Raw genomic sequence first — 15,215 nt, 5'->3', positions numbered from 1 at the left:
CATTCGTGTCTCCTGCCCGGTCTTGTCGAGGGCGTTCAGCCGGTCGTCGCGTAGCTCATGATGGTTTCGCTCGTGGCTTCCGCCCGCGTGAGCTTGGCGGAGATGCGCCCCGATCGCATGACAAGGACGCGATCCGACAGCGAAAGGATTTCGGGTAGTTCCGAACTGATCAGCAGGATCGCCATGCCACCTTCCGCCAGCCGGACGATCAGGTCGCTGATTTCCGACTTGGCGCCGACATCGATGCCCTTGGTGGGCTCGTCGAGGATCAGGACCTTTGGGCGGCGCGCAAGCCAACGGCCGAGCACGACCTTCTGCTGATTGCCGCCCGAAAGGGTCGAAACGCGTACTCTCGACGAGGCCGCCTTGACCGCTAGGCTCTTCATCTCGCGCGCGGCGATTTCCTCTTCCTTCTGGCTGGAGAGGAAGCCGTAACCGGTAATCTGATCGAAGAGGCCGAGCGTCATGTTGCTGCGCACACTCATCAGCCCGACGAGGGCCTGCCGGCGCCTGTCTTCGGGAACCAGACCGATGCCGGCATCGATCGCGGCCTTCGGATCGTTCGTGCGGATCGGTTGGCCGGCGACTTCGACAGCGCCGCTGTCATAGGGATCGATCCCGAAGATGCAGGCGGCAAGTTCGCTGCGGCCGGCCCCCACGAGGCCCGACATGCCGACGATCTCGCCGGCGCGGACGTCGAAGGAAATATCGTCGAGGACGCCGTCGCGGGAGAGATTGCTGACGCGCATCACGACATCGCCGATCGGGCGCGGCTTGTGCTCGGCCTCGCGCACTTCGCGGCCAACCATCATGCGGATGACCTTGTCATGATCGAGATCCGCGATCGCTTCCGTCCCGACCAGACGGCCATCCCGCAGAACCGTGACGCGGTCGGCAATCGCAAAAACCTCTTCCAACCAGTGGGAGACGAAGACGATGCCGAGGCCGTTCGCCTTCAGGTCATCGACGACACGAAAGAGACGATCGATCTCCGGCGGCGACAGCGATGTCGTCGGTTCGTCCATGATGAGGATTTTCGAATCCTCCGAAATGGCGCGTGCGATCTCGATGAGCTGCTGGTCGGCCGGCGACAGGCGCCCCGCCGGTGTGGATATGTTGAGGTGGGGAGCGACGCGGGCGACGGCGGCACGCGCCCTCTCCCGCTGTGCCTTCCTCGAAACCCAGCCGTAGCGACCGGGCCAACGGCCAAGCATGATATTCTCGCCCACCGACATGGCCGGCACAAGATGGGCGTCCTGGTGGATGGTGGCGACGCCGATGCGATGTGCAGAGGCAGGATCGGCCTGCAAAGCCACGCCATCGACCGTGATCTCACCTCGGTCTGGTGTATAGAAGCCGGCCATCAGCTTGATAAGCGTCGACTTCCCGGCACCGTTCTCGCCGAGCAGTGCCGTCACCTCACCTGCCCGCACGTCGAAGTCGACATTATCGAGGGCCAGGACGCCTGGAAACCCCTTGGTGACTCCGCTTGCCAGCAGGATCTGGCGCGGCGCGCCGGCCGGCCGCGCAGCGTCGAACGATGTCTCGACCGCACTCACGACAGACCTCTCGCCGTCCCGACCGGAACGCACAAAAACTGCGACATGGATATTCCTCCTGCGACGGGCATGCCACTCCCGGAGCGCGCCCATGGCGGAGCCCGAGCTCCACCGATGACAGCAACGCTAGAGATGGCCTCTCGACTTGTCAACTGGTCAAGGCACCGTACCAGTTAGATTTTTTATACCATCACTCAAGGTTGAGCATCCGGGCCTTAAGGCCCGCCCGATGGGAATGATTTCCAGCGACGCATCAGCGGCAAAACCCGGAACGCAGCGCAAAATCTCTGAAAACCCCTGCTGCTCCGCTGGAATCGTTGGAATACTGGCGAATCTTCCGCATCGTTCTTCTGCTGCCGCCTCCACTCGACACACTTCCTCCATCGCGGCCGGAAATGAAAATTTTGCAACCGGGGAGGTGACAGGGAAGCTCGAATGGTTTAACTGGACTATAAATCAGTCCAGTCGGAGTACCCTATGTCGAGCCTACCGCTCTCGCCTCTTCATGAGACGATCCACAAGCAGACCGCCAAGGAGATGATCCGGGACAAAATCGTCTCCATGATCGCATCCGGTATTCTGCAACGCGGCGACGAGCTGCCGAGCGAGCGTGAATTGTCGACGATGCTGGCGGTCAGCCGCGAGACCGTGCGCGGTGCGGTGCAGCTTCTGGCCGGCGAAGGTGTCGTCCAGGTCTCCCAAGGCGCGCGGACCCGCGTTGCCCGCGTCGATGTGACCGTCAGCGCGCAACGGATCGGCGTGACAAATCCGACATCGATCAACGGCTATAGCCTGGACGCCGTTCATGCCGCCCGGCTCCTCGTGGAAACCGCTGTCGCCGCCGATGCCGCCCGGCACCTGAGCGAAGACGATATCCGGCGGCTCGAAAATTCGATCGCGGCCCAGGAGGAGGCGCTGAACGACCCCGTGCGCTTCCTGATCTGCGACCGGGAATTCCACCTAACCATTTATTATGCCTCGACAAACCGCCTGCTCGCCGATTTCGTCGTCGATCTCTACACGTACATGCTCGACCATCGCCGCATCGCCATGGCCGAACCCGGTGCCATCGAAAAGAGCCTGGAGGATCACCGCTTCATCGTCAGGGCGCTGAAGATGCGCAACCCGGATGCCGTGGCCGCGGCGTTTTCCGAACATATCCTGAGAATTCACGACACGTCGCGTGCCGTCGGCGAAAGCGCCCCTGGAACGGTAACAAGACAGCCGGGCGATCCAGTTCCCTTCAAGCCTGCCGGCAGACCGTAAGGAGCAGCCTACATGGATGTATTGATCATTGGTGCGGCCGGCATGATCGGCCGCAAGCTTGCGCGCGCCCTCGCGACATCCGGCACGGTCAACGGCAGACCGATCCGACGCATGGTGCTTGCCGACATCGCCGTGCCGGATGCGCCGGAGTTCGACGGCACGATCGAGACAGTCGCCACCGATCTCTCCCATCCGGGCGCCGCCGAGGCTCTTGTCGCCGGAAGGCCGGATCTCATCTTTCATCTTGCCGCTGTCGTATCCGGCGAGGCCGAGGCGGATTTCGAGAAAGGCTACAGCGTCAATCTCGATGGCACGCGCGCGCTCTTCGAGGCGATCCGCCTGGCCGGCATCGAGCGCCCCTATACCCCACGCATCGTTTTCACCTCTTCCATCGTCGTCTTTGGCGAGCCGCTGCCGCCAATCATCAGCGATACCCATTGCCTGACCCCATTGACAAGCTACGGCACCCAGAAGGCAATCTGCGAACTCCTTCTTGCCGACTATTCCCGCCGGGGCATCTTCGATGGCATCGGCATCCGGCTTCCGACGATCTCCATCCGCCCCGGCAAGCCCAACAAGGCGGCCTCCGGCTTCTTTTCCTCGATCCTGCGCGAGCCGCTGATCGGCGACGAGGCCGTGTTGCCGGTGAACGAAAACGTCCGCCACTGGTTTGCCAGCCCGCGTGCCGCAACCGGCTTTCTGCTGCATGCCGCCGAGATCGACACCGGCTCGCTCGGTCAGCTGAGGACCATCACCATGCCGGGACTTTCTGCAACGGTCGGTGATCAGATCGAGGCGTTGCGGCGGGTGGCGGGTGATGCGGCGACCCGGCTGATCCGGCGAGAGCCGAACGAGACGATCGCCAGTATCATCTCCGGTTGGCCGCAGGGTTTCGATGCGCGCCGCGCCGAGGCGCTCGGTTTCCGCGCCGAGACCTCCTTCGAAGAGATTATCCGCGTCCATATCGAGGACGAGCTGGAAAGCAGGGTTTCAGAGAGGGTCTGACGATGCTGCTCGGCGCTATCGCTGATGATTTCACAGGTGCCAGCGACCTTGCCAACACATTGGCCAAGGGCGGCATGTCGACGATGCAGTTTTCCGGGCTCGGGCGGGCAGTGCCCGCCTGCGAGGCCGGTGTCGTCGCGTTGAAGACACGCTCCGCGCCCGTCAAGGACGCGGTCGCCCAATCCATCGACGCCGTGAAATGGCTGCTCGATGCGGGATGCGAACAGATCATCTTCAAATATTGCTCGACCTTCGATTCGACGCCTGAAGGAAATATCGGGCCCGTGGCGGAAGCCCTGCTGGACCTGCTGGGCGCAGAGACCGCCGTCGTCTGCCCGGCCTTTCCGGGCGCCGGCCGCCGGCTTTTCATGGGACATCTCTTTGTCGGCGACCGGCTTCTCTCTGAAACGGGTATGCGCCATCATCCCCTGACACCGATGACCGACCCCGATATCCGACGCTGGCTCACGCTTCAGGCCAGATACCCGGTCGGTAGCGTATATCTCGATACCGTGCGCGGCGGCCCGGAGGCGATCCGAGCGGCATTCGCCCGCGAAAGCGATGAAGGATGCCGGCTGATCGTCACCGATGCCGTGGACGATGCGGACCTTTTGTCGATCGGCCAGGCCGTCGCCGGGCAACGCCTCGTCACGGGCGGCTCCGGCATTGCGCAGGGCCTGCCTGCCAATTTCCGGGCGCAGGGCAAGCTTTCTGCGTCAGCTGCGGAAATCCCGGCGGTGGATGGTCCGGCCATCGTCCTTTGCGGCTCCTGCTCGACAGCTTCCCAAAATCAGGTCGCAGTCTATGCGAAAAGCCACCCCGCTTTCGTGCTCGATCCGCTCGCGCTGATGCGCGGCGAGATCGAAGTCGACGCCTTGGCGGGCTGGATACGCGGGCACCAAGACCAGGCCCCGATCGTCTATTCCACCGCCGCGCCGGAAGCGGTGTCGGATGCGCAGGCCCGTTTTGGCCGGGAAACGGTCTCTGGCCGGATCGAGGAATTCTTCGCCCGCCTCGCCCGTTATCTGGTCGACACCGGCACGCGCCGCGTCATCGTCGGCGGCGGGGAGACATCGGGCGCAGTCGTGGAGGCTTTGCAGCTTCCCAGCATGCAGGTCGGGCACGAGATCGATCCCGGCGTTCCGGTTCTCGTCGGCTGGCGAAACGGTCCTGTCGGGCTTGCGCTCAAGAGCGGCAATTTCGGCGCGCCGGATTTCTTTGAAAAGGCGGTCGGAGAGGTGGGGCGGTCATGACCGAAAATGCCATTCGCGAAAGTATCGTGCGGTGGGGAAAGTCGCTTTTCGAACGAGGGCTTTCAGCCGGTGCTTCCGGCAACATTTCGGCGCGCATCGACGGCGGCTATCTGGCGACGCCGACGAATTCCTGCCTCGGCTTCCTGGAGCCGGCGCGGCTCTCCAAACTCGACCTTGCGGGCAATCACGTTTCCGGCGACCTGCCGACCAAGGAACTGCCGCTACATTTCGCCTTTTACGAAGGCCGGAATTGCGGTGCGGTCGTGCATCTGCATTCGACCTATGCGACCGCCCTCTCCTGCCTTTCCGACACCGACCCCGCCGATGCGATCCCTCCGATCACGCCCTATGTCGTGATGCGCGTGGGCCGCGTTCCGATCGTGCCTTATACCCGGCCGGGCTCAGCCGAGATCAGGCCGCTGGTTGCGCCCCTCATCGCCGACCACGGCGCGCTGCTTCTCGAAAACCACGGACCTATCGTCTCGGCCGGCACGCTCGACGGCGCCGTCTACGCCATCGAGGAACTGGAAGAGGCGGCGAAGCTTGCCCTGCTCCTGCGCGATCTGCCCGTGAGACGCCTGCCGCAAAGCGCGATCGATGACCTCAACGCTACATTCAGGCTGAAATAGACGATGCCCCGTTTCTCCGCCAATCTCGGCTTCCTCTGGCAGGATCGCCCGCTTCTCGAACGGATCGATGCCGCACATGCGGCCGGTTTTCGCGCAGTGGAACTGCACTGGCCTTACGATACGCCACCGGAACTGGTCCGGGCGCGCTGTGTTGCACATGGCCTCACCCTTCTCAGCATAAATACGCCGCTTGGACGGACCGGGCTTGGTGAATTCGGTCTCGGCGCATTGCCCGGCCGGGAGGCGGACTTTCTGGACGGCTTTGCACTGGCCCATGACTGGGCCAGCGCCGCAGGGGGCTGTGCGATCCACGTCATGGCCGGCGTCGTGATGCCGGAGATGCGACCGGCTGCCCGCGAAACATTGATCGCCAATCTCAGGATTGCCGCCGGCATAGCACCCGAAATGACCCTCCTGCTGGAAGGGCTCAACCAACACGACAAGCCGGGCTACGTCTATTCGACACTCAATGCCAAGGCTGAGATCATCGCCGCCGTCGGCGCCGAAAACGTCAGGATCCTGTTCGACGCCTATCATGTCGGTCGCTCCGAGGGCGATGTGTTGGGCAACCTGCAGCGTCACCTGCCGCTGATCGGCCACGTCCAGATCGCAGCCGTGCCAAGCCGCGCGGAGCCGGACGAAGGCGAAGTCGACTATGCGCACTTCTTCGATGACCTGGATCGCCTCGGCTACAGCGGCTGGGTTGGCTGTGAATACAAGCCGCGTAGCGATACCGATAGCGGGCTCGGCTGGCTCCAGAAAATGAACGTCACACTATCCTGAGGGAAAACCATGCTCGCCACGAAAACTACGCTCACACTGGAAGCGGCCAAGGCGATTGCCGCGGCCGCGGAAGCGGAATCGAAAAGGCTGGGGCTCCAACTGGTCATCGCCATCGTCGATGACGGCGGCCACATCGTCCTGCTCCAGCGTGACGACCATGCCCAAGTCGGCAGCGTCGAGATCGCGACGCTCAAGGCGCGGACCGCTGTGCTCTTCCGCCGCAATACCAGAGACTTTCAGGACGTCGTCGAGGGCGAAGGCCGGCTCGCCCTCCTGTGCATCCCGAACGGCGTACCACTCGATGGTGGTGTCCTGCTCAAGGCCGGCGACGAGATCATCGGCGCTGTCGGCGTCTCCGGAGCCAGCGATGAAGCGGACGGTGACGTCGGCCGCATCGCCGCATCGGTGCTCTCGGGGTTTAGTTAAGATCGAAGCGAGCAGCTTCGGCGCAGGTAAACGGCTCAAGGGATGGTCTTGAAGAGATACGCACCCTATCCGTCATGGCACTCGCATTCCTATTGCCTCATCTCAAGCTGGTCCTGGATACGCACCAGCTCGAAATCACTCCCGACGACATCCAGCAACCCACCCGAGGAATGACGAGGTCAGATTCAGCCGGAGAAAGCCGCGTTTCTCCGGCTCGCCATAAGCGACATTCATCGCCTCGCACAGAGCCTGCGCCGGAGGATGCCGTGGAATTCGCGGCAATAGTCAGGTGCACCCGCGCCGGGACGGCCGACCGCTAAGCAGTCATCCGCCATCGTCGATGGCCACAGGCAGAGCAGGATCGATGAACTGCTGCCTTGGAATTATCCGCTTGAGTACCGCGTGCACAAAAATCGCAGCTGGGCCGAAGCGGACAAATCCTCGTTCAGAGCATCATAGCTTGACCAGCTGCTTGCCGAAGTTCTCTCCCTTCAACATCCGAACGAAAGCGCGGGGCACGGCCTCGATCCCTTCCGCAACATCTTCCCGTGTCTGAAGCAGTCCCTGCCTGTACCATGACAGCAGATCGGCAATCGCGGTCTCGTATTCTCCCGCGTGGTCGTCGAGCAGGAACCCTTCTATCCGCGCACGGGTGATCAGCGTCCTTCTGAGATGCCGGAGACCGATATCGGGCTGGTCGAACCGGTCGGCCAAGGAAATGGTTCCGACCACCACAACCCTGCCAAAGGTGTTGAGGTTCGACATGGCTGCGTCGTGAATCAGCCCGGCGGTGTTGTCGATAAAGACATCGACGCCGCTGGGGCATGCGCGTGCGACATCCGCCACGAGATCGGCCGAGTGTCGATGATTGACGCCGGTCCGATATCCAAGTTCCCTGCACCATTCCAGCTTTTCATCAGAACCGGCAATCGCGACCGGGTCGAAACCCTTGATCCGCGCGATCTGTCCCGCAACCTGTCCCACAGCTCCTGAAGCGGCAGAGATCAACACCGTTTCCCCTATCTTCGGAGTCGCGATTTTAAGGAGAGCGAAGTAGGCGGTAAGACCAGGCATGCCGAGATAGCTTAGCGCTGACTGAATCGGAGCATCCGTAGTTGTCAATTTTTTTGCTGACGCGGCCAGAATGACGCTGAACGGCTGCCAGCCGAAATAATCGCTCACCACGAGGTCGCCTGGTTTGAATTTTGGAGACTCGGACGTAATCACCTCTCCAATTCCGCCGCCGCACATCAGATCGCCAATCCTAAAACCGGCAGCATAATTCTTCGCAGGGCTGATCCGGCCACGCATATAGGGATCGACGGAGAGCCACAGAGTTTTCACCAGCAGCTCACCATCCGCAGCCTTGGGAATTGGACGGTCCTCCAGGTTCCAGTTCTCAACGGAAGGCATTGCGGAAGGGTAGCTCCGAAGTACCCAGCTAGGATTCGTGGACATGTCGATCTTCTCCAATTGAGCATTCGCCGGAATTGATGCGCGAGTCCGATTTCCGTGTTAATGGGCGATAGATGAGAGATATTATTTTGAATTTCGGAAGAATAGCGCATGAATATGATCGAGGCCATGAAGGTGGCAGTGGCAGTCGCCAGGCATAACAGCTTCTCTTCCGCGAGCCGTGACCTGCGCCTTTCCGCTGCCTCGGTCAGCCGCATTGTCGCAGACCTGGAGGCCGATCTCGGCGTCCGCCTGTTCAATCGCACCACCCGGCAGATCAATTTGACGGATGCCGGGCTGGAGTTCGTGCAGAAGAGCACAAGCCTCCTGGAGGAGCTTGATGTGATGCGGAGCACGGTGCGCGAACGCCACGAGTCCCCCGCGGTCAACTCCACGTTTCCTGCGTAACGGCCTTCGGCAATGAGTGCCTGGCACCGGCGATTCCCGAATTCATGAGACGGTTCCCACAACTCGATGTCTCAATCGACCTTGGCAATCGGTTGGTCGATCTGATTGGCGAGCACTTCGATGTCGCCATCCGGGTAGGGCCGTTGAACGATTCATCCCTGATTGCGCAGAGGATTTTCACGCAGAGGATCGTGTTCGTCGCGACGCCCCAGTTTTGTGCGCAATATGGGACACCCAGGACCTTGGACGAGATCAGGGCCTGCCCATCCGTCACTCAGGTCAGCGGGGAATGGGGGCGCGTACATAGGTTTTCGTACCAAGGAAAGGTCATCGACTTCGAAGTGCCGCAGCATCTGACAATGAACTCAGCGCGAGCAGTGAGAAACGCATGCCTGACGGGAGGGGGCTATACCCTCTTGAGCGATTTCATGGTCACCCAGGATATAGCGGAGAACCGCCTCATGCGGCTTCTGCCGGATTATGAACCCATCGAGCAACCGATCTTCGCCTTCCATGCTCAGCGACGTCACACCCCGCGTAAAGTCAGGGTGTTTATTGACTACTTGGTGGAGGCCTTCAGTGGAAAAATCACCAGGTGAGAGGCATAGCATCTTTTTCAGGTTACTTTTGCCCGCCCCAGTCACAGGGACTCTTGTCTAGGTGCCAATGGCACACCGCTTACGTCTTAGCTTCAATGTGATCAATATCTTCGACAAGCGCCACTATGTCTATGTCGACAACGCCTTCACTACCGACGCACCGGGTCGAGAGTTGGATTACAAGTGGTAATGAAGATGCATTCGCCGGCATTCCCGTCAGCCACCTGCCCCGTTGGCTGGCACGGTGACGAAGGTATGCTTGGCTGAAAGACCGGGTTCACCGTTCGATCCGCTTCCGACGACTTATCGCGGCTGGAATGCAGCCCCAACCGAGCCGATGTTGCGCTCCACCGCCGCGACAATAGTAGGCTCGTCCCCTTCAACGGTAGAAAGCCTGACGAGCCCGTATCCTTTCAGGGTATCCAGAATCGCCGGTCCAGGTTCGGCATCGAGAAAGACGACCGATACGTCATTGGCCTTCAGCCAGTCCGCCAACTTGGCGACCCGTTCAGGTGTCCATTCATTGGGCGCGGCAGTGATCGGCGCCCGCAGGTCGATAACAAGACCGGCACTGATCGGAATGCTGCTGTGCTGGTAGTCTTCTTCTTGCTTGCAAAGGTGCACGGGCTCACCGCCGCGCACCGCCCACGGGCGCAGGGATTCCTAACCCTGCCACTCGACGATCGACAGGCCCGCATTCATGTCGGAAACATAAAGCAGGCCGTTGGCGTCGGCAAAGACGTCGTTGGTGTGCAGGACAGGCGGAATGCCTGGCCGATGATCGAGGATCCGCCGCGGGGCGGCCGGCACGAAGGCGCCGATCTCCACCGGGCGATAGGGATCGCGGATATCGTAGGCGCGCACGCCGGCATTGTTGTAGGTCGCGAAGATCGTCTCGGACGAGACGAAGCTTCCGGGCCTGTTCTCATGCAGGTTGTGCGGCCCGAAATGTCCGCCCTTGGCGATATAGTCCGCCTCCTGCGGCGCCGGCATGGTGGAGATGGAGACGGGATTTGCCGGCTCGCGGATATCGAACATCCAGATGTGTTTCTCACCGTCGGCGCAGTTCGTCAGCACCGCCTCGTCGAGCACCACCAGCAGATCGCGGTCGACCAGCGGCAGCGCATTGTGCGTGCCGCCGCCATGGGGCGGGCACCAGTTGCGGTGAGCAATCAGCCGGGGAGCGCCCTTGTCGGCGATGTCGAGGAGCGTGACGCCCCCGTCGCGCCAGGTGACATAGGCCGTGTCCCCCGCCACGAGGCCGTGGTGGCAGGAATAGCGGAATTTCCTGTCGTCCCAGGCAGGCCGTTCGCCGGCGGCGGTGTTCATGCCCGGCAGCCAGTATTTCCCGACGATCACCGGGCGCGTGGGATCGGACATGTCCACGATCAGGAAGATGAAATCGGAGAAGCCGTCCAGCATCGCGGACATGTAGGCCCAGCGTCCACCCACGTACCAGATGCGGTGGACACCCACGCCATCGACCGGCATGAAGCCGATTTCGCGCGGGTTGGCGGGATCCTTGATGTCGTAGACGCGCATGCCGGCGCTGTAGCCCGTCTCGGCCGCGCTCAGCTTGTCGCGCATCGAGCCCGTGTAATATTTCCGCTCGTCCATCAGGACGGCATCGCGATAGAGGTCCTTGGCGTTGACCACCAGCAGCAGGTCGTCATGCGCCTGGAGATGCAGCGTCCAGGTGTTCGGCGGACTGGGAATGTAGTTGACCGGGCGGGGGCGGCGCGGGTCGCGTACGTCGATTACCGAAAAGCCCTGCGAGAACATGTGCCCGATGATCGCATGGCCCTTGTTGATCATGATCTGCACGCCGTCCGAACGGCCGTCCATCTCGGTAAAGCCGATCAGCCGCATGTTGCGGGCGTATTCGGGTTCCGGAAGCATGTCGCTGCCCATTCGTTCCTCCATTGGTTCAATGCCGTATCAGGATGTTCCGGCAGGCGGCCCATCGCCCATCGACACCAGATAGTGGTCCTCGACCCGGCCGATATGCCGGTCCATCAACTCGACGGCGAGGCCGACGTCCCGGGCCTCGATGGCCGCCGTGATCGCCGTGTGCTGGGTGAGCGATGCGTCGCCGTGCTTCGGATCGCGGAAGAAATCCTCCCGCCGGTTCCGCGACATGAGGTAGAAAGGCGTCACGACCCGGGTGAAGATGTCGTTCTGCGCCGCGCGGAAGACCGCCATATGGAACTCGAAATCGAGTTCGGCGATGCTTCCGCCCGCTTCGATCGTCGCCTGCGTGTCGCGCAGGTTCTGCCGCAGGGTCTCGATGTCGGCCTCGGTGCGCCGCTTGCATGCAAGCGCGATGGCCTGCACCTCCAGGATCTTGCGCACCTCCATGCAATCCATGATGGTCCGGCGGTCGAAGGGAATGTTGACCTTGGAATAGAGAACCAGCGCCTCCAGGCTGACCTGGTCCATTCCGTCGGTCAGGTAGATGCCGGAATTGCGCTTGCGCTCGATGTAACGGCTGGCCTCAAGAAAGGTCAGCGCCTCGCGGATCACCCCGCGCCCGACCGAGAAACGCTCGGTCAGGTCGCGTTCGGAAGGCAGTCTTTCGCCCGGCTCGTAGCCGCGCTTCTGGATGAACGCCATCAGGTCGTTCACGGTCCGCATCACCTGGTTTTCCGCTTCCTGCATTCCCGGCTCCCTCAAATCCGGCCACAGCCGGGGATTATCGCACCATCCGCGCCGGACCAGGCGCATAAGCCGGCCCTTCGATGAAGGGATGGGCGCGGATGAAGTCTTCGTCCACCTCGACACCGATGCCCGGCCTGTCCAGCGGCGAAACGGTACCATCCTTTGCCACCACATACGGCGTGGAGACAAGCTGGTCGCGGAACGGATTGGGCGTGGAGATGTCGCCCTCGAACCAGCCCGCGTTCTCGACGGCGGCCAGGACGTGGATGGTGACCGCCATGTTGATCCCGGTCGTCGCGGTGTGCGGGCACAGTGGCAATTTCCAGGCCGAGCCCAGCGCGGCGATGCGAAGCACCTCGGTGATGCCGCCCGCCTTGGACAGGTCCGGCTGCAGGATGCGGACATGCGCGTCCTCGATCAGCCGGTGGAACTCGAAGCGGGTATAGTGGTTTTCGCCCGCCGCCAGCGGGATCCGGCTGCGATCGGCCTGCGCGTAGGAGCGATGGTCGTGCGGCGCGAAGGGCTCTTCCAGCCATTCGACGTTCAGGGCCTCGAAAGCCGGCAGGACCGCCAATGCATCGGCCAGTGAATAGGCCGTGTTGGCATCGACCATGATGACGAGATCGTCGCCGAAGGCCTTGCGCACCGCCTCCACCCGCTGGACGTCGCGGCGGGGCGCGTCCCCGCCGCGCAGCTTGACGGCCTTGTAACCGAGCGCCAGCGCCGCGCCGACCTCCTCGCAGAGCGCGTCCGGCTCGCTCCAGCCGAGCGACACCCCGCCCGCATAGGCCGGCACGCCGCGTCTCGACCCGCCGAGCAGCTTGTAGAGCGGCCAGCCGACGGCCTTGCCCCGGATATCCCACAAGGCCTGGTCGATGCCGCTCATGGCGATCGAGGTGCCGGCGCCCATCCCGTGGCTGCGCAGTTGCATCTCGTAGATCCTGGCCCAGACGCCCGTGACGTCGCTGGCGTCCATCCCGACCACGAAATAGCGCAGCAGGTTGTTGACGATATCGGCCACCGAGCTCGCCGCGCGGCCATGATGGGATTCGCCGTATCCGACGATGCCGCTCTCCGTCTCGACGCGAACGACGACGGTGTCGCGGCGCAGCACCTTGCCGATGCCGAAGGTGATGCCGTGCTCGACCGGCACGGAGAGGGCCCAGGCTTTGACGTCGACGATTTTCATGCTGTCCTCACTGTTTGGAATGGGGTTCAAAGGCGCGCGCCGCTCGCGCCGTCGAAAAGCGAGATGCGCGACGACGACAGGCCGAGAGTCAGGGTTCCGCTCCGCGCGATCCGGCGGTCGGTGTTGATACGGGCGGAAAGCATCGTGGATCCGATGGATGCCCAGACGAGCACGTCCGCCCCCATCGGCTCGACCAGCTCGATCCGGGCCTCCTGCCGGAAGGGATCGCCGGCCGCATCCTCGGCCAGCCGGACGTGCTCGGGCCGGACGCCGAGCGACACCGCCTGCCCCGCTTCGACCGGGCCCAGAAAGCGATAGCCGGAAAGCGGAAGGGTCAGCGAGGCGCTCTCGAAGACCATCCCGCCGTCCCGCTCGGCGAGGCGGCCTTCGAAGAAGTTCATGCCGGGCGAGCCTAGGAAGCCGGCGACGAAGCGGTTGGCCGGGGTGGCGTAGACGACCTCGGGGGAATCCAGTTGCTGGATGATGCCGTCCTTCATCACCGCCACGCGGTCGGCAAGCGTCAAGGCCTCGATCTGGTCGTGGGTGACGTAGATCATCGTGGTGCCGAGATCACGGTGGAGGCGCTTGATCTCGACCCGCAGCTCGGCGCGCAGCTTCGCATCGAGGTTCGAGAGCGGCTCGTCGAACAGGAAGACGTCCACATTGCGCACCAGCGCCCGGCCGATCGCCACGCGCTGGCGCTGCCCACCCGACAGGTCCGACGGGCGGCGGTCGAAATAGGGCTCGATCTGGAGGATGCGCGCGGCCTCGCGGACCCGCCGGTCGATCTCGTCGCGGGCGACGCCCTGCATCCTGAGGCCGAACGACATGTTGCCGTAGACGGTCATGCGCGGATAGAGCGCATAGGACTGGAACACCATGCCGATATGGCGCTCCTTCGGCTCCTTCCAGGTGACGTTGTCCCCGCCGATCCAGATCTGGCCGCCGGAGATCTCGCCGAGGCCGGCAATGGCATTGAGCAGAGTGGATTTTCCGCAGCCCGAAGGGCCGAGCAGCACGAGGAACTCCCCCTTGCCCACATTCAGATTGAGGTGATGCAGAACGGTCAGCGAGCCGTAGGCGATATGCAGGTCGCGGATTTCGATGCTGTTGCGGGTCGCTTGCGGGTTGTTCATCCCTTGACGGCTCCTGCCATGATGCCGCGGACGAACCAGCGCCCGGACAGGAAGTAGAGGACCAGCGGCACCAGGCCCGTGAGGATGGTGGCCGCCATGTTGACGTTGTATTCGCGCTCGCCGAACTGCGAGTTCACCACATTGTTGAGCAGCACGGTGATCGGCATGTTGTCGGCGCCGGCGAAGATCAGGCCGAGGATGAAGTCGTTCCAGGTGCCGGTTATCTGGATGATGAAGGCCACGACGGTGATCGGCACCGACATCGGGGCGAAGACGTGGATCAGCAATTGCCAGAACCCGGCCCCGTCGACCCTGGCCGCCTTGTAGAGGTCCATCGGGACGCTGCCGTAGAAATTGCGGAACAGCAGCGTCATCAGCGGCAGGCTGAAGCAGATATGCAGCAGGATGACGCCCGGCAACGTGCCGAAGACGCCCGCCGCGGAGGCGATCCGCACCAGCGGATATATGAACACCTGCAGGGGAATGAACGCGCCGGCCATCAGTACGGCGAAGACGAGATTGGCGCCTGGAAACCGCCAGAACGACAAGGCATAGCCGTTGATGGCGCCAAGGAACACCGAGCAGGCGACGGCCGGAAGCGTGATCAGGACCGAGTTCACGAACCCCGCGCCGACGCCCTCGCAGGTAAGGCCGGTGCAGGCGCCGGACCAGGCCTTGATCCAAGGCGCGATGGTCGGGGCGGCGGGCAGCGCGAAGATGTTGCCCTGGCGGATCTCCGCCATGTCCTTCAGCGACGTGACGACCATCACGTAAAGCGGCATGATGAAGAAGAGCGCAGACAGGACGAGGAAGACGTAGATCGCGATGCGGCTTGCGCCCATGCGCTGC

General features: G+C 62.7%; 16 protein-coding genes. 8 read left to right on the top strand and 8 right to left on the bottom strand.

Going from position 1 to position 15,215, the window contains the following annotated elements:
* Window positions 1-35: 35 nt before the first annotated feature.
* A complete protein-coding gene (locus ACZ1A1_RS24175; protein WP_463621934.1) occupies window positions 36-1,652 on the bottom strand; it encodes a sugar ABC transporter ATP-binding protein in 1,617 nt (538 codons plus the stop codon).
* A gap of 384 nt (window positions 1,653-2,036) precedes the next feature.
* Here ACZ1A1_RS24175 and ACZ1A1_RS24170 point away from each other — a divergent pair, with 384 nt between their 5' ends.
* From ACZ1A1_RS24170 to ACZ1A1_RS24145, 6 genes are read left to right on the top strand one after another with little or no spacing between them, the layout of a single operon-like run.
* Window positions 2,037-2,825, top strand: coding sequence for a FadR/GntR family transcriptional regulator (locus ACZ1A1_RS24170; protein WP_415216125.1), 789 nt, complete (start codon window positions 2,037-2,039; stop codon window positions 2,823-2,825).
* A 12-nt stretch (window positions 2,826-2,837) separates the two neighbouring features.
* A complete protein-coding gene (gene denD, locus ACZ1A1_RS24165) occupies window positions 2,838-3,830 on the top strand; it encodes a D-erythronate dehydrogenase (protein WP_463621933.1) in 993 nt (330 codons plus the stop codon).
* Between the two features lie 2 nt (window positions 3,831-3,832).
* A complete protein-coding gene (gene otnK, locus ACZ1A1_RS24160) occupies window positions 3,833-5,083 on the top strand; it encodes a 3-oxo-tetronate kinase (RefSeq protein WP_463621932.1) in 1,251 nt (416 codons plus the stop codon).
* A complete protein-coding gene (gene otnC, locus ACZ1A1_RS24155; protein WP_463621931.1) occupies window positions 5,080-5,712 on the top strand; it encodes a 3-oxo-tetronate 4-phosphate decarboxylase in 633 nt (210 codons plus the stop codon). Before otnK ends, otnC begins: the two co-directional genes overlap by 4 nt.
* A 3-nt stretch (window positions 5,713-5,715) precedes the next feature.
* Window positions 5,716-6,495, top strand: coding sequence for a hydroxypyruvate isomerase family protein (locus ACZ1A1_RS24150; protein WP_463621930.1), 780 nt, complete (start codon window positions 5,716-5,718; stop codon window positions 6,493-6,495).
* Between the two features lie 9 nt (window positions 6,496-6,504).
* On the top strand, window positions 6,505-6,921 hold the full coding sequence (locus ACZ1A1_RS24145) for a GlcG/HbpS family heme-binding protein (RefSeq protein ID WP_463621929.1): 417 nt from the start codon (window positions 6,505-6,507) through the stop codon (window positions 6,919-6,921).
* Window positions 6,922-7,374: 453 nt separating this feature from the next.
* Here ACZ1A1_RS24145 and ACZ1A1_RS24140 read toward each other — a convergent pair whose 3' ends face one another.
* Window positions 7,375-8,379, bottom strand: coding sequence for an NADP-dependent oxidoreductase (locus ACZ1A1_RS24140; protein WP_463621928.1), 1,005 nt, complete (start codon window positions 8,377-8,379; stop codon window positions 7,375-7,377).
* 108 nt (window positions 8,380-8,487) lie between these two features.
* On the opposite strand from ACZ1A1_RS24140, the gene ACZ1A1_RS24135 reads away from it, so the two are divergent.
* Entirely contained in the window at window positions 8,488-8,784 is a 297-nt protein-coding gene (locus ACZ1A1_RS24135; protein ID WP_463621927.1) for a LysR family transcriptional regulator, read from the top strand.
* Window positions 8,785-8,804: 20 nt separating this feature from the next.
* Window positions 8,805-9,383, top strand: coding sequence for a substrate binding domain-containing protein (locus ACZ1A1_RS24130; RefSeq protein ID WP_463621949.1), 579 nt, complete (start codon window positions 8,805-8,807; stop codon window positions 9,381-9,383).
* 303 nt (window positions 9,384-9,686) lie between these two features.
* Here the strand turns inward: ACZ1A1_RS24130 and ACZ1A1_RS24125 are convergent, their stop codons facing one another.
* Genes ACZ1A1_RS24125 through ACZ1A1_RS24100 form a run of 6 tightly spaced genes read right to left on the bottom strand, consistent with a single transcriptional unit; the run spans window position 9,687 to window position 15,208 of the window.
* Window positions 9,687-10,007: a hypothetical protein gene (locus ACZ1A1_RS24125; RefSeq protein ID WP_463621926.1), complete on the bottom strand. Its 321-nt coding sequence runs from the start codon at window positions 10,005-10,007 to the stop codon at window positions 9,687-9,689.
* 39 nt (window positions 10,008-10,046) lie between these two features.
* Window positions 10,047-11,294, bottom strand: a complete 1,248-nt coding sequence (locus ACZ1A1_RS24120; protein WP_463621925.1) for an LVIVD repeat-containing protein — start codon at window positions 11,292-11,294, stop codon at window positions 10,047-10,049.
* A gap of 27 nt (window positions 11,295-11,321) precedes the next feature.
* Window positions 11,322-12,041: a FadR/GntR family transcriptional regulator gene (locus ACZ1A1_RS24115; RefSeq protein ID WP_463621924.1), complete on the bottom strand. Its 720-nt coding sequence runs from the start codon at window positions 12,039-12,041 to the stop codon at window positions 11,322-11,324.
* A gap of 34 nt (window positions 12,042-12,075) precedes the next feature.
* Complete coding sequence (locus ACZ1A1_RS24110; RefSeq protein ID WP_463621923.1) at window positions 12,076-13,230, bottom strand: mandelate racemase/muconate lactonizing enzyme family protein; 1,155 nt, start codon at window positions 13,228-13,230, stop codon at window positions 12,076-12,078.
* A gap of 26 nt (window positions 13,231-13,256) precedes the next feature.
* A complete protein-coding gene (locus ACZ1A1_RS24105; protein WP_463621922.1) occupies window positions 13,257-14,366 on the bottom strand; it encodes an ABC transporter ATP-binding protein in 1,110 nt (369 codons plus the stop codon).
* Complete coding sequence (locus tag ACZ1A1_RS24100; protein ID WP_463621948.1) at window positions 14,363-15,208, bottom strand: carbohydrate ABC transporter permease; 846 nt, start codon at window positions 15,206-15,208, stop codon at window positions 14,363-14,365. The genes ACZ1A1_RS24105 and ACZ1A1_RS24100 overlap by 4 nt, the downstream gene beginning before the upstream one ends.
* Between the last annotated feature and the right edge of the window lie 7 nt (window positions 15,209-15,215).

It is taken from the genome of Shinella sp. R2-11 (assembly GCF_055330205.1).
This window is presented reverse-complemented; position numbering and strand designations above follow the sequence as displayed.

What these genes read in the sequence shown, in the direction of transcription:
- ACZ1A1_RS24175 (WP_463621934.1), bottom strand. Translation starts at nt 1,652, where the DNA reads ATGGGCGCGCTCCGGGAGTGGCATGCCCGTCGCAGGAGGAATATCCAT.
- ACZ1A1_RS24170 (WP_415216125.1), top strand. Translation starts at nt 2,037, where the DNA reads ATGTCGAGCCTACCGCTCTCGCCTCTTCATGAGACGATCCACAAGCAG.
- denD (WP_463621933.1), top strand. Translation starts at nt 2,838, where the DNA reads ATGGATGTATTGATCATTGGTGCGGCCGGCATGATCGGCCGCAAGCTT.
- otnK (WP_463621932.1), top strand. Translation starts at nt 3,833, where the DNA reads ATGCTGCTCGGCGCTATCGCTGATGATTTCACAGGTGCCAGCGACCTT.
- otnC (WP_463621931.1), top strand. Translation starts at nt 5,080, where the DNA reads ATGACCGAAAATGCCATTCGCGAAAGTATCGTGCGGTGGGGAAAGTCG.
- ACZ1A1_RS24150 (WP_463621930.1), top strand. Translation starts at nt 5,716, where the DNA reads ATGCCCCGTTTCTCCGCCAATCTCGGCTTCCTCTGGCAGGATCGCCCG.
- ACZ1A1_RS24145 (WP_463621929.1), top strand. Translation starts at nt 6,505, where the DNA reads ATGCTCGCCACGAAAACTACGCTCACACTGGAAGCGGCCAAGGCGATT.
- ACZ1A1_RS24140 (WP_463621928.1), bottom strand. Translation starts at nt 8,379, where the DNA reads ATGTCCACGAATCCTAGCTGGGTACTTCGGAGCTACCCTTCCGCAATG.
- ACZ1A1_RS24135 (WP_463621927.1), top strand. Translation starts at nt 8,488, where the DNA reads ATGAATATGATCGAGGCCATGAAGGTGGCAGTGGCAGTCGCCAGGCAT.
- ACZ1A1_RS24120 (WP_463621925.1), bottom strand. Translation starts at nt 11,294, where the DNA reads ATGGGCAGCGACATGCTTCCGGAACCCGAATACGCCCGCAACATGCGG.
- ACZ1A1_RS24115 (WP_463621924.1), bottom strand. Translation starts at nt 12,041, where the DNA reads ATGCAGGAAGCGGAAAACCAGGTGATGCGGACCGTGAACGACCTGATG.
- ACZ1A1_RS24110 (WP_463621923.1), bottom strand. Translation starts at nt 13,230, where the DNA reads ATGAAAATCGTCGACGTCAAAGCCTGGGCCCTCTCCGTGCCGGTCGAG.
- ACZ1A1_RS24105 (WP_463621922.1), bottom strand. Translation starts at nt 14,366, where the DNA reads ATGAACAACCCGCAAGCGACCCGCAACAGCATCGAAATCCGCGACCTG.
- ACZ1A1_RS24100 (WP_463621948.1), bottom strand. Translation starts at nt 15,208, where the DNA reads ATGGGCGCAAGCCGCATCGCGATCTACGTCTTCCTCGTCCTGTCTGCG.